At 71.6% G+C, this 19,423-nt stretch carries 14 protein-coding genes; 12 read left to right on the plus strand and 2 right to left on the minus strand.

Annotation, left to right across the window (positions count from 1 at the left end):
- The first annotated feature begins 135 nt into the window (after nt 1–135).
- The 6 genes from OG276_RS25010 to galE all read left to right on the plus strand — a co-directional run bounded on the left by OG276_RS25010 (nt 136) and on the right by galE (nt 9,767).
- Nucleotides 136–4,218: an Rne/Rng family ribonuclease gene (locus OG276_RS25010; RefSeq protein ID WP_266908945.1), complete on the plus strand. Its 4,083-nt coding sequence runs from the start codon at nt 136–138 to the stop codon at nt 4,216–4,218.
- A 481-nt stretch (nt 4,219–4,699) separates the two neighbouring features.
- On the plus strand, nt 4,700–5,020 hold the full coding sequence (rplU, locus tag OG276_RS25015) for a 50S ribosomal protein L21 (RefSeq protein ID WP_214950890.1): 321 nt from the start codon (nt 4,700–4,702) through the stop codon (nt 5,018–5,020).
- A gap of 13 nt (nt 5,021–5,033) precedes the next feature.
- Entirely contained in the window at nt 5,034–5,288 is a 255-nt protein-coding gene (gene rpmA / locus OG276_RS25020) for a 50S ribosomal protein L27 (protein ID WP_030013081.1), read from the plus strand.
- A gap of 179 nt (nt 5,289–5,467) precedes the next feature.
- The gene (obgE, locus tag OG276_RS25025; RefSeq protein ID WP_266908946.1) at nt 5,468–6,910 is read left to right on the plus strand and encodes a GTPase ObgE; all 1,443 of its coding nucleotides are present in this window, start codon (nt 5,468–5,470) and stop codon (nt 6,908–6,910) included.
- Between the two features lie 131 nt (nt 6,911–7,041).
- Nucleotides 7,042–8,664 carry a glycosyltransferase family 2 protein gene (locus OG276_RS25030; protein WP_266908947.1) on the plus strand — a complete coding sequence of 541 codons (1,623 nt, stop codon included), beginning with the start codon at nt 7,042–7,044 and terminating at the stop codon, nt 8,662–8,664.
- 113 nt (nt 8,665–8,777) lie between these two features.
- Nucleotides 8,778–9,767: a UDP-glucose 4-epimerase GalE gene (galE, locus tag OG276_RS25035; protein ID WP_266908948.1), complete on the plus strand. Its 990-nt coding sequence runs from the start codon at nt 8,778–8,780 to the stop codon at nt 9,765–9,767.
- Nucleotides 9,768–9,870: 103 nt separating this feature from the next.
- Here galE and OG276_RS25040 read toward each other — a convergent pair whose 3' ends face one another.
- On the minus strand, nt 9,871–11,067 hold the full coding sequence (locus OG276_RS25040) for a glycosyltransferase (RefSeq protein WP_266908949.1): 1,197 nt from the start codon (nt 11,065–11,067) through the stop codon (nt 9,871–9,873).
- The gene (locus OG276_RS25045; RefSeq protein WP_266908950.1) at nt 11,064–13,943 is read right to left on the minus strand and encodes a bifunctional glycosyltransferase family 2 protein/CDP-glycerol:glycerophosphate glycerophosphotransferase; all 2,880 of its coding nucleotides are present in this window, start codon (nt 13,941–13,943) and stop codon (nt 11,064–11,066) included. The genes OG276_RS25040 and OG276_RS25045 overlap by 4 nt, the downstream gene beginning before the upstream one ends.
- 154 nt (nt 13,944–14,097) lie before the next feature.
- Here OG276_RS25045 and OG276_RS25050 point away from each other — a divergent pair, with 154 nt between their 5' ends.
- From OG276_RS25050 to OG276_RS25075, 6 genes are all read left to right on the plus strand, one after another.
- Nucleotides 14,098–15,099 (plus strand): glycosyltransferase family 2 protein, encoded by a 1,002-nt coding sequence (locus tag OG276_RS25050; protein WP_266908951.1) that lies wholly within the window; start codon nt 14,098–14,100, stop codon nt 15,097–15,099.
- Nucleotides 15,099–15,557, plus strand: a complete 459-nt coding sequence (locus OG276_RS25055; protein WP_266908952.1) for a GtrA family protein — start codon at nt 15,099–15,101, stop codon at nt 15,555–15,557. The genes OG276_RS25050 and OG276_RS25055 overlap by 1 nt, the downstream gene beginning before the upstream one ends.
- 123 nt (nt 15,558–15,680) lie before the next feature.
- Nucleotides 15,681–16,808 (plus strand): glutamate 5-kinase, encoded by a 1,128-nt coding sequence (gene proB, locus OG276_RS25060; RefSeq protein ID WP_266908953.1) that lies wholly within the window; start codon nt 15,681–15,683, stop codon nt 16,806–16,808.
- A 97-nt stretch (nt 16,809–16,905) separates the two neighbouring features.
- Nucleotides 16,906–17,304, plus strand: coding sequence for a hypothetical protein (locus tag OG276_RS25065; protein ID WP_266913096.1), 399 nt, complete (start codon nt 16,906–16,908; stop codon nt 17,302–17,304).
- Nucleotides 17,305–17,447: 143 nt separating this feature from the next.
- Nucleotides 17,448–18,725, plus strand: coding sequence for a glutamate-5-semialdehyde dehydrogenase (locus OG276_RS25070; RefSeq protein WP_266908954.1), 1,278 nt, complete (start codon nt 17,448–17,450; stop codon nt 18,723–18,725).
- 77 nt (nt 18,726–18,802) lie between these two features.
- The gene (locus OG276_RS25075) at nt 18,803–19,372 is read left to right on the plus strand and encodes a hypothetical protein (RefSeq protein ID WP_266908955.1); all 570 of its coding nucleotides are present in this window, start codon (nt 18,803–18,805) and stop codon (nt 19,370–19,372) included.
- Nucleotides 19,373–19,423: the final 51 nt, after the last annotated feature.

Genomic DNA, 19,423 nt, shown 5'->3' on the forward strand with positions numbered 1-19,423 from the left:
CGGAACCGGCGGCCATTGAACTGAGCTCCCGTGTGGCGAACGCGCCCCGGAGGCCGGTTCCGCGCTCATTACGCGGGGCCGTGCCGGACCGGAAGTCAGCCGCGGCGCCCGGGAGCGTGACGGGAGAAACCCCGCATGCTCAACAACGAAAACGACAACACCGCCAACAACGCTGCCGCCGACAGTGGCAGCCCGAGCGACAACCTGCCGCCGCGCAGGCGCCGGCGCGCCGCGTCCCGGCCGGCCGGCCCGCCCGGCGGCGCCGTAGCCGCCGCCGAAGCCGCTCCGGCGCCCGTGGTGGCCGCAGCTCCCGCCGAGGATGCCGCCCCGGCCGCCGCCCCGGCCCGTACCCGCCGCCGTGCGACCCGCGCCGTGGCCGCCCCCGAGGCTTCCGCAGCCGAGGTCGTCGTCGAGGCTCCCGCAGCCGCTCCGGCCGCCCCGGCCGTCGAGGAGGCCGCTGCTCCCGCGCCGCGTGCCCGTCGCCGTGCGACCCGCGCCGTGGCGGCCCCCGAGGCGCCCGTCGCCGAGGCTCCCGCGGCTGCTCCGGTTGCCGAGGTCGTCGAGGAGGCCGCAGCCCCCGCGCCGCGTGCCCGTCGCCGTGCGACCCGCGCCGTGACCGCTCCCGAGGCCCCCGTTGTGGAGGCCCCGGTGGCTGCTCCCGCCGCCGAGGTCGTCGAGGAGGCCGCAGCCCCCGCGCCGCGTGCCCGTCGCCGCGCCACTCGCGCCGTGACCGCTCCCGAGGCGCCCGTCGCCGAGGCCCCGGTCGTCGAGGCCCCCGTGGCCGCTCCCGCCGCCGAGGTCGTCGAGGAGGCCGCAGCCCCCGCGCCGCGTGCCCGTCGCCGTGCGACCCGCGCCGTGACCGCCCCCGAGGCGCCCGCCGCGGAAGCCGCCGTGGCCGAGGCTCCCGTCGCCGCCGCCAAGGCCACCGTCACCGTCGCCGACGCCGTGGACTCCCCGAAGCGCGGCGGCCGCCGCCGCGCCACCCGTTCCACCACCGCTCCGGCCGCCGCCGCCCCCGCCGCGCAGCCGGTGGCTCCGGCCGCCGAGGCGCCCGCCGCCGAGGCTCCGGCCCGTGGCCGCCGCGCCGGGCGTCCCGCCGTCGCCGTATTCCAGGCCCCGGTGTTCGCCGAGCCGATGTTCCAGACCCCGGAGACCGCAGCCATGATGGCCGCGGCCGCCGCTGCCGCCGCCCCGGCCGAGGAGGTCGAGGAGGAGGAGCTCGACCTCGTCGAGGCCGAGGTCGAGGCCGCCCCCGCCCCGCAGCCGGCCGGCCGTCGCCGCCGCCGTGGCCGCGGAGCCGCCGCCGAGACCGCCGCGCCCGTGGCCCAGGCTCCGGCCGCCGCCGCTGCCGCGCCGTCCGGCCCGGTCACGCTGGCCGACGTAGAGCTGGTCGAGGAAGAGGCCGAAACCGAGTCCGCCGAGCTCTACGAGGACGAGACCGACGAGTCGGGCGACCGCCCGTCGCGCCGTCGCCGCCGCGGTGGCCGTCGCCGTCGTCGCGGTGAGGCCGCCGACCTCGACGAGTCCGCCGAGGAAGAGGCCGAGGCCGCCGAGTCCGCCGAGGAGGCCGACGAGGAAGAGGCCGAGGACGACGAGGAGAACGGGGCCCTCGGCTCCAGCTCCAGCCGTCGTCGCCGGCGTCGTCGCCGTCGCAGCGGTGACGGTGGCACGGACGCCGACGCGGCCGAGGACGACGGTGTGCGCACGGTCGTCAAGGTCCGCGAGCCGCGCCCGGCGCGCGAGCGCGCGGAGGCCCTCACCGGCTCCACCTCCTCCGACGAGGTCCAGTCCATCAAGGGCTCGACCCGCCTGGAGGCCAAGAAGCAGCGCCGCCGCGAGGGCCGCGAGCAGGGCCGCCGCCGCGTCCCGATCATCACCGAGGCCGAGTTCCTGGCCCGCCGCGAGGCCGTCGAGCGCGTCATGGTCGTCCGCCAGTCCGGCGAGCGCACCCAGATCGGCGTCCTCGAGGACAACGTGCTCGTCGAGCACTACGTCAACAAGGAAGAAGCCACCTCGTACGTCGGCAACGTCTACCTGGGCAAGGTCCAGAACGTGCTGCCGTCCATGGAGGCCGCCTTCATCGACATCGGCAAGGGCCGCAACGCGGTCCTGTACGCCGGTGAGGTCAACTTCGAGGCGCTCGGCATGGCCAACGGGCCGCGCCGCATCGAGGCCGCCCTCAAGTCCGGCCAGTCGGTCCTGGTGCAGGTCACCAAGGACCCGATCGGCCACAAGGGCGCCCGCCTGACCAGCCAGGTCTCGCTGCCCGGCCGCTACCTGGTCTACGTGCCCGAGGGCTCGATGACCGGCATCAGCCGCAAGCTGCCCGACACCGAGCGCGCGCGCCTGAAGACCATCCTCAAGAAGATCGTTCCCGAGGACGCGGGCGTCATCGTGCGCACCGCCGCCGAGGGCGCGAGCGAGGACGAGCTGCGCCGCGACGTCGAGCGCCTGCAGGCCCAGTGGGAGGACATCCAGAAGAAGTCGAAGCAGATCTCGACCTCTTCGCCGAGCCTCCTGTACGGCGAGCCGGACATGACCGTCCGCGTCGTGCGCGACATCTTCAACGAGGACTTCACCAAGGTCATCGTCAGCGGTGACAGCGCCTGGGAGACCATCCACGGCTACGTGAACCACGTGGCCCCGGACCTGGCCGACCGGCTGAAGCGCTGGACCTCCGAGGTCGACGTCTTCGCGACGTACCGGATCGACGAGCAGCTCGCCAAGGCGCTCGACCGCAAGGTGTGGCTGCCCTCGGGCGGTTCCCTCGTGATCGACAAGACCGAAGCGATGATCGTCATCGACGTCAACACCGGCAAGTTCACCGGTCAGGGCGGCAACCTCGAAGAGACCGTCACCAGGAACAACCTGGAGGCGGCCGAGGAGATCGTGCGCCAGCTGCGGCTGCGCGACCTCGGCGGCATCGTCGTCATCGACTTCATCGACATGGTCCTGGAGTCCAACCGCGACCTGGTCCTGCGGCGCATGCTGGAGTGCCTGGGCCGCGACCGCACCAAGCACCAGGTCGCCGAGGTGACCTCGCTGGGTCTGGTCCAGATGACCCGCAAGCGGGTGGGCCAGGGTCTGCTGGAGTCCTTCTCCGAGACCTGCGTCCACTGCAACGGCCGTGGCGTCATCGTGCACATGGAGACCCCGACCGTGGTCGGCGGCGGTGGCAACGGCAAGCGCTCCAAGCGCCGCGGCGGCCAGGGCGGACACGAGCACGACCACGAGATCGAGGCCGTGGACACCGCCGAGGGTGATGACTACGAGATCGAGACCGAGGCGGAGCTGGCGGCCGAGGTCGCCGCTCCCGTGGCGCTGCCCGAGCCCTCCTTCGTCGCCGACGAGGAGCTCTACGGCAGCCCGGCCGAGGCCGAGGCCGCTGCCGGAGGAGTGAGCGGGCGCCGCAACCGCCGCCGCGCCACCCGCAAGGCGACCGCTCCGGCGGGCGCCCCGCGCGGTGCGGCGACGGACCGTGCCCCGGCGGCCGCGGCTCCCGTGGCCGAGCCGGTGGTCGAGGCGGATGTCATCGAGGTCGTCGAGGCCGTGGAGCCCGAGATCGCCATCGAGGCGGTCGAGATCGCCGAGGCCGTCCAGGCCCCGGAGCCGGTCGCGGAGGAGGCCCCCAAGGGCCGCACCCGCCGCCGCGCCACCCGTAAGGCGACCGCTCCGGCGGGCGCCCCGGCCGAGGCCGTCCAGGCCCCGGAGCCGGTTGCCGAGGCCCCCGCGGCCCCGGTGGCCGAGCCGGAGCCCGAGGCCGTCATCGAGGCCGCACCGGTCGTCGTCGAGGCCCCGGCCGAGACCCCGGCCGAGCCCGTCGAGGCCGCGCCGGCCCGTCCGCGTCGCCGTGCCACCCGTAAGGCCACCGCTCCGGCCGGTTCCCCGGCGGGCGCGGAGGCGGCCGTACTGGTCGTCGAGGCTCCGGTCGAGACGCCGGCGGAGACCCCGGCCGAGGCCGAGGCCGTCGTCGAGGAGGCCGCCCCGGCGGCTCCCGCCAAGAAGGCGGTCCGCAAGACGGCCGCCAAGAAGGCGACCACGACCGCGGCGAAGAAGGCCCCGGCCAAGAAGGCGGCGGCCGTGAAGAAGACCGCCGCCAAGAAGACGACGACGGCGAAGACGGCCGCGAAGAAGACGGTCGCGAAGCGGGCGACGAAGAAGACCGCGGCGGCGGAGCAGCAGACGCTGCCCTCCGTCTCGGCTCCGACCGAAGCCTGATCCGCGGCTCCCGCTGCACCCGGCCCCGCCCGGCACCGCATTCGGTGCCGGGCGGGGCCTTTTTCCGCGGCGTACGCCCACGGCGCCTGTGCGCCGCCACAAGGGCCCGGCGCTTCCCCGCGCGGGGCGGGGCCGACGGCGGGCCACGGCACGACGAGGCGGGCGCACACGGCCGTCGGGCGGCCTCGAACGGGTCACCGACCGGGCGGCCACCGGGCGGCCGGCCCTGGTCCGGCGCCCGCGGGCAGCGCTGCGGACAGCCGGGCCGGCCCGCCGGGGCCCCGTTCGGGACCCCGGTTTGACCCTCCAGACCGGGCCCCGTAACCTAGGTCGCTGGCGTGTCTATGTGCACGCCAATCCACTGAGCACCTCACCTCCCGTACCGCCGCCTCGCGGCTGGGACGGGGGAGGCCGGCCTGCGGTTCGTCGCGGGGTCGGCTGGCTTCAGGGGTTCCCGAACTCGAGTGAGAGAGAGATCCGCGTGTACGCCATCGTGCGCAGCGGTGGTCGCCAGCACAAGGTTGCTGTCGGCGACATCGTTGAAGTTGACAAGATTCCCACTGCCAAGGTTGGCGACACGGTCGAGCTCTCGACCCTGCTCGTTGTCGACGGCGAAGCCGTGACCAGCGACCCGTGGGTCCTGGCCGGCATCAAGGTCCAGGCCGAGATCGTGGACCACCACAAGGGTGCCAAGATCGACATCCTTCGGTACAAGAACAAGACCGGCTACCGCCGTCGCCAGGGTCACCGCCAGCAGTACACGGCGATCAAGGTCACCGGTATCCCCGCGGCTGCGAAGTAAGAGGGACTGAGACATGGCACACAAGAAGGGCGCATCGTCCACCCGGAACGGGCGCGATTCCAACGCTCAGCGGCTCGGCGTGAAGCGCTTCGGCGGTCAGGTCGTTTCCGCTGGTGAGATCCTCGTCCGCCAGCGCGGCACCCACTTCCACCCGGGTTCGGGTGTCGGTCGTGGTGGCGACGACACGCTGTTCGCGCTGCAGGCCGGTTCGGTCGAGTTCGGCACGCACCGTGGCCGCAAGGTCGTCAACATCGTTCCGGCCGCCTGATTCAGCTCTGCTGATCTGAAGCGTTCGTAACACCCCGAGGGCGGATCTCAACTCTTCCCGGCGCCAGCCGGGAAGAGAGGTCCGCCCTCGGCGCGTTGTCACATAGACACGTTTAATGGGTAGCAAGGCCTACCCCCCGGGCTTTCCGGGATATTCCCGCTGTATCTGGAGGAACAACCATGACCACCTTCGTGGACCGCGTCGAGCTGCACGTCGCCGCGGGTAACGGGGGCCACGGCTGCGCCTCCGTTCACCGGGAGAAGTTCAAGCCGCTCGGCGGCCCCGATGGCGGCAACGGCGGCCGTGGCGGCGACGTCATCCTGGTGGTGGAGCAGTCGATCACCACCCTGCTGGAGTACCACCACAGCCCCCACCGCAAGGCCACCAACGGCGCGCCCGGCGCGGGCGACAACCGCTCCGGCAAGGACGGCCAGGACATCATCCTGCCGGTGCCGGACGGCACCGTCGTCCTCGACAAGGAGGGCAACGTCCTCGCCGACCTCGTCGGCCAGGGCACCACCTACGTGGCTGCCGAGGGCGGCCGCGGTGGTCTCGGCAACGCCGCGCTCTCCTCTGCCCGCCGCAAGGCGCCCGGCTTCGCCCTCCTCGGCGTACCCGGCACCGGCGGCGACGTCATCCTGGAGCTCAAGACCGTCGCCGACGTGGCGCTGGTCGGCTTCCCGAGCGCCGGCAAGTCCTCGCTCATCTCGGTGCTCTCGGCCGCGAAGCCGAAGATCGCCGACTACCCCTTCACCACCCTCGTCCCGAACCTGGGCGTCGTCACCGCCGGCTCGACGGTCTACACGATCGCCGACGTCCCGGGCCTCATCCCGGGCGCCAGCCAGGGCAAGGGCCTCGGCCTGGAGTTCCTGCGCCACGTCGAGCGCTGCTCGATCCTCGTGCACGTCCTGGACACCGCGACGCTGGAGTCCGACCGCGACCCGCTCGCCGACCTCGACGCCATCGAGGAGGAGCTGAAGCTCTACGGCGGCGGCCTGGAGAAGCGCCCGCGCCTCGTCGTCCTCAACAAGGTCGACATCCCCGACGGCCAGGACCTCGCCGACATCGTCCGCCCGGACCTCGAGGCCCGCGGCTACAAGGTGTTCGAGGTCTCCGCGGTCTCCCGTACGGGCCTCAAGGAGCTGTCCTACTTCCTCGCCGAGGTCATCGCGAAGTTCCGCGCCCGTACGCCGAAGCAGGAGGCGACCCGCATCGTCATCCGGCCGAAGGCCGTGGACGACTCGGGCTTCACCATCGCCTACGACGAGGCCGAGGACGTGTACCGCGTGCGCGGCGAGAAGCCGGAGCGCTGGGTCCGCCAGACCGACTTCAACATCGACGAAGCCGTCGGCTACCTCGCCGACCGCCTCAACCGCCTCGGCGTCGAGGCTGCGCTGAAGAAGGCCGGTGCCCGTGCGGGTGACGGCGTCGCCATCGGTTCCGACGAGAACGCGGTCGTCTTCGACTGGGAGCCGACCATGATGGCCGGCGCCGAGATGCTGGGCCGCCGCGGTGAGGACCACCGTCTGGAGGCTCCGCGTCCGGCGACCACCCGCCGCAAGGAGAAGGAAGCCGAGCGGGATTCCGCTCAGAAGGAGTACGACGAGTTCCGTCCCTTCTGACCGGGGCCCGTGTCCGTGGACGACGGCCGGATCTCCGGCCGTCGTCACAGGCGAGTCACAGGTTCCGTTTATCGCCCGTTGGAGTGACGCGTCTTAAGGCCACGTTTACTCTGGTGGCCTAGGATCCACGGGTGACGACCACCAATACCCCCACAGTTGCCGTCGTCGTGATCGCGTACAACGATGCCGAGCTCGTCGGTCAGGCCGTCTCCTCGGCCCTCGCCCAGGGGCCGGTTGTCGCCGAGGTCATCGCGGTCAACGATGCGTCCTCCGATGGCACCGCCCAGGTGCTGGACGAGCTGGCGGCCAGCCACCCCCGCGTGAAGGTCGTGCACCGCACGGAGAACAGCGGGGGCTGCGGCACGCCCCGCAACGACGGGATCGCGGCTGCCACCGCCCCGTACGTCATGTTCCTGGACAGCGACGACGTCCTGCCCGCCGGGGCGATCGACGCCCTGGTGCGCGCGGCCGGCGAGCACCGGTCGCCGGTCACCGTCGGCTCCTGCGTCCGCCGTGAACTGCCCGAGAGCCGCGACGTGCCCTGGGTGCCCGGCCTGTACACGCCGGGCGAGGTCATCGACCGCCCGGCGGACAGGCCGCAGCTGGTCCGCGACACCCTCTGCGTCAACAAGCTGTACGAGCGGGCCTTCCTGGACATGTACGGGATCCGCTTCCCGGACGGCCGGTTCATCTACGAGGACTTCGTGTTCACGGCCCGCGTGCTGGCGGCCCGCCCCCGCATCGCGGTGATCGGCGACCTCGTCTACGTGTGGCACGTGCGCCGCAACGCCGCCCAGGTCTCCATCTCCCTGGACCGCAAGGACGTCGGCAACTGGAGCGCCCGCGTCGAGGCCCACCGCGTGGCCTCGCGCCTCATGACCGCCTCCTCGCCCGAGCTGGGCCGTGCCTGCCAGGTCAAGTTCCTGGAGTACGACCTGCGCATGTACCTGCGCGAGCTCGGCGAGGACCCCGGCTACCAGGCCGCCTGGTGGACGCTGACCCGCGACTACGTCGCCGGGTTCGCCGACGCGGACATCGAGGCCGCCGGGGCGCACGCCCGCTGGATCGTGCGGGTGCTGCTCGCCAACGAGGCGCCGCCCGCCCCCGCCGACCTGCTGCGGCTGACCCGCTTCGCCGCCGACCCGCCCCGCCTGCTGCCCCCGTACGCGACCGGCCCCTCCGGAGCGCCGGTCTGGAGCGACACGCTGCCGGTGGAGCTGGACGGACTGGAAAAGCTGGAGACGGCCGAGCTGCCCATCACCATCGACGCCGAACCGAGCGGCTGTGCGGGCCTGCGGATCCAGGTGCACGACCTGTACGGGCGCCTCGCCGCGGCCGGCCCGCGCACCGTCCAGCTGTGCTTCCAGCCCCGGGGCGACCTGGGAGAGCTGCTGGTCGCCGAACCGGTGGAGCTCACCCCCGCGGGGGACGGCGACCGGTGGACCGCGTTGCTGCCCTTCCGGCTCACCACCCTGGCGAGGCTCGGGCGGGGCGAAGGCCGGCGGGGCCTGCAGGCGTGGGACGTGAAACTGAGCGTGGAGTGCGCCGACGGGAGCTCCGTGGTCACCTCCCCGCGCCCCCTCAGTCGCCTGCTCCACCGGCGGGTGCTGCCCAGCAGCCGGTACGGTGTGCTGTTGGCGCAGCCGTACCGCACGACCGGCGGATCGCTGGCGCTGAGGCTCGCGCCCGGTGCCTCGGGCGTCATGAGCCTGGCCCGCCACCGGTTCCACAGAGCTCGCATAATCCGCGGCTAGCGCGGGCCCCGGCCGCCCCGGCAGCCGGGACGCAAGGCCGGACGGAAAGCCGGGACGCAAAGCCGGACGGGAAGCCGGAAGAGAAGCACGAAAGAGAACTGAGGAGACAACGCATGACGTTTCTGATCACTGGTGGTGCCGGTTACATCGGGGCGCACGTCGTCCGCGCGATGCTGCTTGCGGGGGAGGAGGTCGTGGTTCTGGACGACCTCTCCACCGGCAACGCCGACCGCGTCCCGGAGGGTGTCCCGCTGGTGGTCGGTTCCGTGCTCGACCGGCAGGTCCTGGACGAGACCTTCGCCCGGCACCGCATCACCGGCGTGGTCCACCTCGCGGGCAAGAAGCAGGTCGGCGAGTCCGTCGAGAAGCCGCTGCACTACTACGAGGAGAACGTGGGCGGCCTCACCGTCCTGCTCCAGGCCGTGGCGGCCGCGGGCGTGCGCAACTTCCTCTTCTCCTCCTCCGCCTCCGTGTACGGGATGCCGGACGTGGACCTCGTCACCGAGGACACCCCGTGCCTGCCGCTGAGCCCCTACGGCGAGACGAAGCTGGCGGGCGAATGGCTGGTCCGCGGCGCGGGCAAGGCCCACGGCATCTCCACCGCGTGCCTGCGCTACTTCAACGTGGCGGGCGCCGCGACCCCCGAGCTCGCCGACACCGGCGTCTTCAACCTGGTCCCGATGATCTTCGAGCGGTTCGACAAGGGCGAGGGCGCCCGGATCTTCGGCGACGACTACGCGACCCCGGACGGCACCTGCATCCGCGACTACATCCACGTCGCCGACCTCGCCGAGGCCCACGTGGTGGCCGCCCGCAAGCTCGTCGAATGGGGTGCGCAGGGCGAGTACAAGGACCTCACCGTCAACATCGGCCGCGGCGAGGGCGTCTCCGTCCGCGAGATGGTCGAGCTGGTGAACGAGGCCACCGGGCACACCGATGCCGCCTACGCGCCCGCGGTCTCCCCGCGCCGCCCCGGCGACCCGGCGAAGGTCGTCGCCTCCGCCGACCGGATCTCCGCGGAGCTGGGCTGGAAGGCCCGCCACGACGTGCGCGAGATGATCACCTCGGCCTGGGAGGGCTGGGAGGCCCACCGCAAGGCCTGAAACAGGTAGTGCGTACGAAGCCGCCCGCCCCGGTCGATTCCGGGGCGGGCGGCTTCTTCGTACGTACTGCGCCGGACGGGTCCGGCGGCTCAGCGCGTGGGGATCAGCGCTCCAGGAAGGAGAACAGCTCTTCCCACCGGTCGGTGATCTCGACGCTGGAGAACCGCTGCACATTGTGGAAGGCGGCGTCGCCGAGCCGGTCGCGCAGCTCGCGGTCGGCCATCAGCCGGTCCAGCTGCCCGCCCAGCTCCATCGTGTTGCCGAGCCGGGCCAGCAGCCCGTCCTCGCCGTGCGTCACGATCTCCCGGACACCCGGCGCGCAGTCGAAGGCGGCCACCGGCACGCCCGCGGCCATCGCTTCCAGCAGCGTGATCGGGAACCCTTCGGCGCGCGAGGCCTGAGCGAAGACGGAGGCTCCGTTCAGCGCGCCCAGCACATCGCTGGTGCTACCCATCCACTCCACGGAGTCCTGCAGGCCGAGCCCGGCGGCGTGCGCCCGCAGGTTCGGCTCCTCCACACCGGCCCCGTAGATCCGCAGGACCCAGTCGGGGTGGTGCGGGGAGGCGTCCGCCCATGCGTCGAGCAGCAGGTCCACGCCCTTCTCGAAGGCGAGGCGGCCGACGCTCGCCACGACCTTCCCGGTGCGCGGCGCGGGGGAGTCGGGCATGAACGGCAGCGGGTTCGGCATGCTGGAGACGTTCTCCATGCCCGAACGGATCCAGAGGTCCGCGTCCTCGGGGGTCAGCACGAGCATGCGGTCGACCTCCCGGTAGTACCGGCGGACCCGCTGGCCCCGGGAGGACTTGTTGCTGGCCTCGAAGGACTCGTGGCTCATGCCGATGACCGTGCACCCCTTGGTGTCGGCCAGGGCCACCCACTCCATCGCCCAGACCTGGGTGACGATCAGCACGGCGCCGGGGCGGGCCGCGCGCAGCAGCTCGCCCAGCTGGTCCGCCTTGGCCTGCATCGTCGCCCTGCGGGCCGCCTGGCGGCGCCGTTCGGGCGCGTTGAGCCGGCCCTTGATGCCGTGCAGCGTGCGGGCCGCCGCCGGGTGGGCTTCGTAGAGCGTGGTCACCGCGTAGGGGAGGTCCGCCGGGAACTTCTGGCGGAGTTCCTCGGCGACGGGGGTGATGCCGATGACGTGGACCCGGTGTCCGCGGTCGCTGAACAGCCTGGCCATCTGGTGCGACCAGGTGGTCACGCCACCGAGCTCGTCCACGCTGTTGGAGACGAGGAAGATGTCACGGCCGCCGGCGGCCTCGCCGGGGCTCTGCGGTGCGGTGGAAGTCTGCTGGCTCACTTGCCGCTCCTGGTGAAGAACTTCTCGACGATCCGGCGGGCCGCGTCCCCGCGGTCGTACTCGCCGAACTCGGCGAGGAAACGCTGGCGCGCCTCGGCGTACTTGGCATCGGCCTCGTCGAAGGCGGCGAGGGCCTGGAGCAGTTCGTCCGCGGTGGCGACCACCGGGCCCGGGGCCTTCTCCTTGAGGTCGAAGTACGTGCCGCGGATGTCGTTCGCGTACTTCTCGTAGTCGTACGCGAAGAACAGCATCGGCCGGTCCAGGACCGCGTAGTCGAACATCACGGACGAGTAGTCGGTGATCAGCCCGTCGGCGAGCGCCAGCAGCGGCGTGATGTCGTGGTGCCGGGACACGTCGATGACCCGGCCCGCGACCGACGGCGGCAGCGTGACGCTGTTGAGGTAGTGGGTGCGCACCAGCAGCGTGTAGCGGTCGCCGAGCCGGTCGGCGAACTCCTCCACGTCGAAGGGGAACTTGAAGCCCTCCACCGTGCCGTCCGCCCGCGCCCGGAAGGTCGGCGCGTACAGCAGCACCTTCTTCTCCGGGTCGATCCCGAACTCGCCCGCCAGAGGACCGCGGACCCGCTCGCCGCTCTGCGCCTCGGCGCGGTGGGCCGCGACCAGGGCGTCGTTGCGCGGGTAGCCGGTGCGCAGCAGCACCTCGTCACGCAGCCGGAAACCCTTGGCGAGGGTGCGGGCGTCGTGCTCGGAGCGGATCAGGAAGTGGTCGAAGCGGTCGACGGCCGCCTGGAAGCGGTCCTGGCCGGGACGGTCCTGCGCCTTGGTGCGGGGCTCGTGGAAGCCCATCCGCTTGAGCGCCGAGCCGTGCCAGGTCTGGATGTACGTGGTCCCCGGGCGCTTGGTCAGCGCCAGCGGGAAGCCCTGGTTGTCGACCCAGTACTCGGCCTGCGCCAGCGCCCGCAGGTAGGCCCAGCTCCAGCGCCGCACCAGGGTGGCCTCCTTGGGGAAGCCGGTGGGCTTGCCGCCCGCGTACGACCAGATCGCCTCGAACTGCGCGCCGGAGCGCACCAGCTCGTCGTAGATCGCCTTCGGGCTGTCGCTGTACTGCTTGCCCATGTGGCTCTCGAAGACGATCGTGCCCTTCTTGATGGGCAGCTTCGAGAAGACCTCGTGGTAGACCTTCACCTTCTGCTCGCCCGAGCCGAAGTTGCGGCGGGCCCGCAGGGCCTTGCGCAGGCTCCGCTTGACCACGCCGGCGGCCTTGCCGTGCATCGCGCCGTCGATCAGCGTCTGGGTGCGCACGGCGGCGGCGCCCTCGGCGGTCAGGACGTAGGAGAGGTTGCCCTTCTTGGTCATCTCCGGCTCGAAGCGGTCGGAGACCAGCCGGGTCAGCCGCGGGCGCACGCGCAGCCGGGCGGCGTTCTCCAGGTCGACCCCGCCGACGGAGACGCGGGTGGTGAGCCGGTCGGAGCCGGCCGTCAGCTTCAGGCGTACGTCCCAGACGGCGTCGATGATGCCGAGCGGGCGGACCGTGCTGCCGATGTCGGCCGTGGCCTTCCACTCGATCGTGTCGCCGGCGTGGCGAACGGTTGCCACCGGGAAGCTGAAGGAGCGGACGCCGATCTGCCGGCGGGCCCGGAACTCCAGCGAGGCCTTCAGCGCCACGTCCGGGCGGATCCGGCCCAGCGGGTTCACCACGGCACCCGAGAGGGTGACCGTGCCGCGGCCGTCGTCCTCGTACCCGGTGAGGCGGTTGCCCAGGGTGAGGGAGGCGAGCGGTGCGCCGGCGTAGGGCTGGTTGGTGACGTCCAGTATCCGCCGCGCCGTGTCCGCGTCGGGGCCGTCGATGTGCTGCTCGCACCAGTAGACGCGCCCGTAGCGCTCGGCGAGCGGTGAGGTGAGCCGGCCCTGGTTGGTCATGGCGTCGGCGGCGGGCAGGAGGTTGTCCCAGTCCTCCTTGCCGAGCAGGTAGGCGCAGATGGCCTGGAGGTTGCTGACGCTGTCGTACGCGGCCGGGTCGATGCCGGCCAGGTAGCCGTTGGCGAGCCGGGCGAACTCCTGGCGGTAGGCGTCACCGAGCAGGGGCAGGTCCCGCAGGTGGAGCACCAGGTCGTGCTTGAGGAACTTGATGTCCTTCGCGGACTTGATCTCCGCGTGGCCCTTGGCCGCCAGTAGTTCGTCGACGCGGCGGTGGATCTCCATCCGGTGGACGAAGTTCTCGATCTCGTGGCGCCGGTTGCTGATCGACTTCGCCGAGGCCTTCTCGATCACGTTCCAGTAGTAAACGTGGTTCGGGATGAGCGTGATGCGGCTGGCGGCGACGTAGGCCTGCGCGGAGAAGAGCAGGTCCTCGTAGTGGATGCCGACCGGGAATTCCAGGCCCTGCTCCAGCAAGAACGCGCGCCGATAGCACTTGTTCGTGGAGAGGGTGTCGTAAACCAGCAGGTCGGGGTACTCGGTGATCGACTCCAGCGTGCGAGTGCGCGCGTAGATCCACGGGTACCACTCGGTGGTCTTCCCCGAACGGCTGTCGAGGTGGACCCGGACGCACATGCCCGAGACCAGGTCGGACCCGGTCCGCTCGGCGGCGTCCAGCATGTTGCGGCAGGCATTGCGTTCCAGAACGTCATCGCTGTCCAGGAACATGACGTAGGTACCGGTGGCCTGCTGGATGCCGTAGTTGCGCGGGGCGCCGCAGCCCCCGCTGTTTTCCGGCAGCTGGAAGGCGCGCACCCTCCCCGGATGCGCGGCTTCGAGCTGTTGGGCGACCGCGTAGGACCCGTCCTTGCTGCAGTCGTCGACGATCACGACTTCGACCCCGTGCAGGGTCTGGTCCAAAACCGACTGAACTGCTGCCGGGAGACGCTCTGCGTCGTTGTAGACGATGACGACCACGGAGACGTCAGGCACGTGCACCTCGATCCCTCTGTTTCATTGCGCTTATCCCGTTAAAGCTACCGTGTGCCGCCCTCAGCCCCCGCAGCGCTCCCACTGGCGTGCATACTTCTATGAGAGGTGAGTGGCAGGTCCGGTCGCCGTAATCCACCCGTTCGGACCGCAGGAAGTGTTCATGAAGCTGTCTGTAGTAGTCCCTTGCTACAACGAGGAAGCTGTCATCGACAGCTTCGACACGGAGATCCGCAAGGTTCTGGATGCTCTGCCCGTCGAGTACGAGGTCTGCTACGTCGACGACGGCAGCCGCGACGGGACCCTCGAGAAGCTCCGCAAGATCGCGGCGCAGCACACGGACCAGACTCGCTACGTCTCCTTCAGCCGGAACTTCGGCAAGGAGGCCGGCATGCTCGCGGGCCTGCGCGAGGCGACCGGCGACGCCGTGGTCATCATGGACGCGGACCTCCAGCACCCGCCGGAGCTCATCGCCACCATGCTCGACTACTACCGGCAGGGCCACGACCAGATCATCGCCCGCCGCACCCGCGAAGGCGACAAGAAGCTCCGCTCGGCGCTCAGCCGCCTCTACTACCGGGGCGTCAACCGCTGGGTCGACGTGGAGCTCACCGACGGCGTCGGCGACTTCCGGCTGCTGTCCCGCCCGGCCGTGGACGCGCTGCTGTCGCTGCCCGAGTACAACCGCTTCTCCAAGGGCCTGTTCTCCTGGATCGGCTTCGACACGGTCCACTTCGACTACCGCAACGCGCAGCGCGAGGCCGGCGAGACGAAGTGGAAGTTCGGCGCCCTGCTGAACTACGGCATGGACGGGCTCATCTCGTTCAACAACAGGCCGCTGCGCATCGGCATCTGGGTGGGCGCGACCCTGGTGGGCCTGACGGGTCTCTACGCCCTGTGGATCACCATCATGGCGATGACCCACGGGGTGGAATCCCCGGGATACGTCACCACCGTCGGCCTGATCGCAGGCCTGGGCGGCATTCAGATGATCATGCTGGGCCTGATCGGCGAGTACATCGGCCGCATCTACTACGAGACCAAGCGCCGGCCGCACTTCCTGGTGAAGGAGTCGCACGGCACCGACCGGACGGGCGCCCCCACGGACATCCGGGACGCGGCTCTGCCGCAGGCCGAGGCCGTGATCGCCGAGCGAAGCAACTGATGTCGCGCACGACGGACGGGCAGTCGGGCACCGACCGGAAGACCCAGCTCGGCCAGATCGTCCGGTTCGGTCTGGTCGGCGCGGTCAACACCGGAACCTTCTACGTCCTCTACCTGCTCCTGCACCCGTGGATGCCGTACTTCGCCGCCTACTCCCTCGCCTTCGTGCTGGCGATGGTCGGCTCGTTCTTCATGAACACCTACTTCACCTACCGGACCCGGCCGACCTGGAAGAAGTTCCTCCTCTTCCCGCTGACCAACGTCACGAACTTCGTGGTCCAGTCCGCCGGCCTGTACGCCCTGGTGAGCTGGGCGGGCATGAACACCAAGATCGCACCGCTGGTCGCGGCCGTCGTGGCGATCCCCTTCACCTTCGTCATCTCCCGCAAGATCCTCATTCCGGGGACGGCCGGACCGGCCGGAGAACCGGAGCAGGCCCACACCGCGTCCACGGTCTGAAACCGGAGGGCGCCGCCGCCCGGCCACCCCGTAGATTGAGCGGGCAGGTTCGCAGGTTCCTGTTCGTACGTGCTGTTCGTACGTGCTGTGCGTTCGGCGAGGGTCAAGGGTCAGGGGACAGAAGTGTCAGCGGCTAGGCAGGGTGTGCTCGACGCGCGCAGGATCGTGGTCAAGGTCGGCTCCTCCTCCCTGACCACGGCGGCCGGCGGACTCGACGCCGACCGGGTGGACGCGCTGGTCGACGTACTGGCCAAGGCGCGCAGCGGCGGCGAGAAGGAGATCGTGCTGGTCTCCAGCGGAGCCATCGCCGCCGGACTCTCCCCGCTCGGCCTGCGCCGCCGCCCCACCGACCTGGCCCGCCAGCAGGCCGCCGCGAGCGTCGGCCAGGGCCTGCTCGTCGCCCGCTACACGGCCTCCTTCGCCCGGTACGGCGTACGCGTCGGCCAGGTGCTCCTGACCACCGACGACACGAGCCGGCGCGCGCACTACCGCAACGCCTACCGGACCCTGGACCAGCTCCTGGCCATGGGGGCGCTGCCCGTCGTCAACGAGAACGACACCGTCGCCACCGACGAGATCCGCTTCGGCGACAACGACCGGCTCGCGGCCCTCGTGGCCCACCTGGTCCGCGCCGACCTCCTCGTCCTGCTCTCGGACGTGGACGGGCTCTACGACGGGGACCCGTCCCAGCCCGGCACCACCCGCATCGACGAGGTGCGCGGCCCCGAGGACATCGCCCACGTCACCATCGGCAGCGTCGGCAAGGCGGGCGTCGGCACCGGCGGCATGGCCACCAAGATCGAGGCGGCACGCATCGCCGCCGCGGCCGGCATCCCGGTCGTCCTGACCTCGGCCAGCCAGGCCGCGGACGCCCTGGCCGGGCGGGCGACCGGCACCCACTTCCACTCCACCGGACGCCGCTCGACGGACCGGCTGCTCTGGCTCCAGCACGCCTCGACCCCGCAGGGGCACCTCGTACTGGACGACGGCGCCGTCCGCGCGGTGACCGAACGCGGCAGCTCGCTGCTGCCCGCCGGCATCGCCTCGGTCGAGGGCGACTTCGTCGCCGGGGACCCCGTGGAACTGCGCGCGGCCGACGGCCGGGCGGTGGCGCGCGGCCTCGTCAACTTCGACGCCAAGGAGCTTCCGCAGCTCCTCGGCCGCTCCACTCGCGAGCTCGCGCGGGAACTCGGACCCGAGTACGAGCGGGAGGTCGTCCACCGCGACGATCTGGTCCTGCTGCAGGGCTGAGGTTCGGTAAAACCGCCGCGCGGCGAGCCGAGGACTGGTCAACTGTGAGAGGCGGACAGGCGTAGCGCAGACAAGGAGGCGGCTGGTGAGACGAGCGCTGACCAGCGTCGGCACCGGGGACGGTGACGTCGGTGGGACCGGGGAGGACCGGGACGCCTCCCGTCTCTGGCACATCACCCTGAGCGTCTCCGGGAAGCCCGCGCCGCTGTCCGACGTACGCCGTGGGCTGGAGCAGCTCGCCCATGACCACCCCTTCCTGCTGACCAGCCGCTACGCCGACGACCACGCGGAAATCCGCTACTGGGAGGAAGCCCGCGACCTCCACGACGCGGCGGCCGTCGCGCTGCGGCTCTGGGGGGAACACCGGTCCTCGGCGAACCTCCCGCCCTGGGAGATCGTCGGCCTCGAAGTCATCGACCGCGCCACCTACCACCAGCGCGTCGCCGAAGGCTACGGTCCACCCCCGGCCCACCCCATGGGCGTGCACCCCTATTGACGCTGGTCGAGGTGTTTGCCACTGCCGTCCCGGCGCCCCGGCAACAGGCGGCTGTGGCAAGCACCCCGCCCGCGTCAAAAAGGGTGCGTCTCGCGGGGTGGAACCCCATCGGCCCAGGGGTGGACGGGGATTACCCTGGCGGCATGACCTCGCTCGATGCCACGACCTCGCCCGTGATCGCCACCGCGCAAGCCGCCCGGACCGCCGCCGCGGCCATCGCCCCCCTCCCGCGGTCCGCGAAGGACAGGGCCCTGCTGGCCATCGCCGACGCGCTGGAGGCCCGTACGGCCGAGATCGTCGAGGCCAACGCCGTCGACACGGCGAAGGCGGCCGCAGCCGGGACCAGTGAGACCGTCATCGACCGTCTCACCCTCACCCCCGACCGCATCGCGGCCATCGCCTCCGACGTCCGTGACGTCGCGGCCCTGCCCGACCCCGTCGGCGAGGTCGTCCGCGGCTCCACGCTCCCCAACGGGATCGACCTCCGCCAGATCCGCGTCCCGCTCGGCGTCGTCGGCATCATCTACGAGGCCCGCCCCAACGTCACCGTCGACGCCGCCGCCCTCTGCCTGAAGTCCGGCAACGCCGTCCTCCTGCGCGGCTCCTCCTCGGCCTACGCCTCCAACACCGCCCTCGTGGCCATCCTGCGCGACGCCGTCGTATCGGCCGGTCTCCCCGCCGACGCCATCCAGCTCGTACCGGGCGAGTCCCGCGACTCCGTCCGCGAGCTGATGCGCGCCCGCGGCCTCGTCGACGTCCTCATCCCGCGCGGCGGCGCCTCGCTCATCAAGACCGTCGTCGAGGAGTCCATCGTCCCGGTCATCGAGACCGGTACCGGCAACTGCCACGTCTACGTGGACGACCAGGCCGACCTGGCCATGGCCGTGGACATCCTCGTCAACTCCAAGGCCCAGCGGCCCTCCGTCTGCAACTCCGCGGAGACCCTGCTCGTCCACCGGGACATCGCCGACGCCTTCCTGCCGCTCGCCCTGGACGCCCTCGCCGACGCCGGCGTGACCGTCCACGGCGACGAGCGGGTGCTCGCGTACGCGGAGGACTCCAAGGTCACCGCCCTCGCGGCCACCGACGAGGACTGGGCCGCCGAGTACCTCTCGTACGACATCGCCGCCGGTGTCGTGGACTCCCTCGACGAGGCCGTCGCCCACATCCGCCGGTGGACCTCCGGCCACACCGAGGCGATCGTCACCACCTCGCAGGCCGCCGCGCGCCTCTTCACCCAGCTGGTCGACTCGACCACGGTTGCCGTGAATGCCTCCACCCGGTTCACGGACGGTGGCCAGTTCGGCTTCGGCGCGGAGATCGGCATCTCCACGCAGAAGCTGCACGCCCGGGGCCCGATGGGGCTTCCCGAGCTCACCTCGACCAAGTACATCGTCACCGGCGACGGTCACGTACGGTAGTCGCCGCCTGAACGCGGTGTGGCCGGATTTCGGCGTACGCCCTGCCCAAAGGTGCCCCTCAGGTCTACGCTGGTCTCGTGCCGGACGACGTGGGGGGCAAACCGTTCCCGGACGACGGGACCCCCGAAGAAAATGCAGACGACCGCGGAGGCGCGGACAAGGACTTCGCCTCCGTGGTGTTCGACGAGGACTTCGTCCGGAACGCCGAGATCCGTGAACCGAGCGCCGCAGAGCGCCAGCGGGCCGGCGATCGGGCGCGCGCCGAGGCGGCCGAGGCCGCCCGCGCCGCCTTCGCCGGCGGCTGGACGGGCGACGAGGACTACGACGCGTACGCCTACGGCGGCGCCGACGGCTACCACTCCGAGGACTCCGGCTGGGAGCACAGCCACGGAGCCGGCTCCGCGGAGGGCCCGTACGGGGCCTACGGCGGCAGTCTGCGCCCCTACCGCGGCCGCTCGCCGTGGCTCCGCCCGGTCGCCTGGGTGCTCGCCTTCGTGATGGGCCTCGGCATGATCGCGCTCGCTTTCAGCGCCGTGTACCGCAGCGCGGCGAGCGACGCGGAGCAGGCTCCGGCCCCCGCCAGCACCCCGATGGGCGAAGTCACCGGCGCCGGAGCGTTTATGGACCGCGTCAGCCGCCAACCCTGAAGGTACGACCCCGCTCCCCATCGCCGGAGCCGGGGGCTTCTCTGGAGCGGG

It is taken from the genome of Streptomyces sp. NBC_00086, from assembly GCF_026343255.1.
Lineage (GTDB): Bacteria > Actinomycetota > Actinomycetes > Streptomycetales > Streptomycetaceae > Streptomyces.

Excerpts from the sequence above, each read along its gene's own strand:
- OG276_RS25055 (WP_266908952.1), top strand. The coding sequence starts at position 15,099 with ATGTCGCGCACGACGGACGGGCAGTCGGGCACCGACCGGAAGACCCAG.
- rpmA (WP_030013081.1), top strand. The coding sequence starts at position 5,034 with ATGGCACACAAGAAGGGCGCATCGTCCACCCGGAACGGGCGCGATTCC.
- OG276_RS25010 (WP_266908945.1), top strand. The coding sequence starts at position 136 with ATGCTCAACAACGAAAACGACAACACCGCCAACAACGCTGCCGCCGAC.
- obgE (WP_266908946.1), top strand. The coding sequence starts at position 5,468 with ATGACCACCTTCGTGGACCGCGTCGAGCTGCACGTCGCCGCGGGTAAC.
- OG276_RS25050 (WP_266908951.1), top strand. The coding sequence starts at position 14,098 with ATGAAGCTGTCTGTAGTAGTCCCTTGCTACAACGAGGAAGCTGTCATC.
- OG276_RS25070 (WP_266908954.1), top strand. The coding sequence starts at position 17,448 with ATGACCTCGCTCGATGCCACGACCTCGCCCGTGATCGCCACCGCGCAA.
- galE (WP_266908948.1), top strand. The coding sequence starts at position 8,778 with ATGACGTTTCTGATCACTGGTGGTGCCGGTTACATCGGGGCGCACGTC.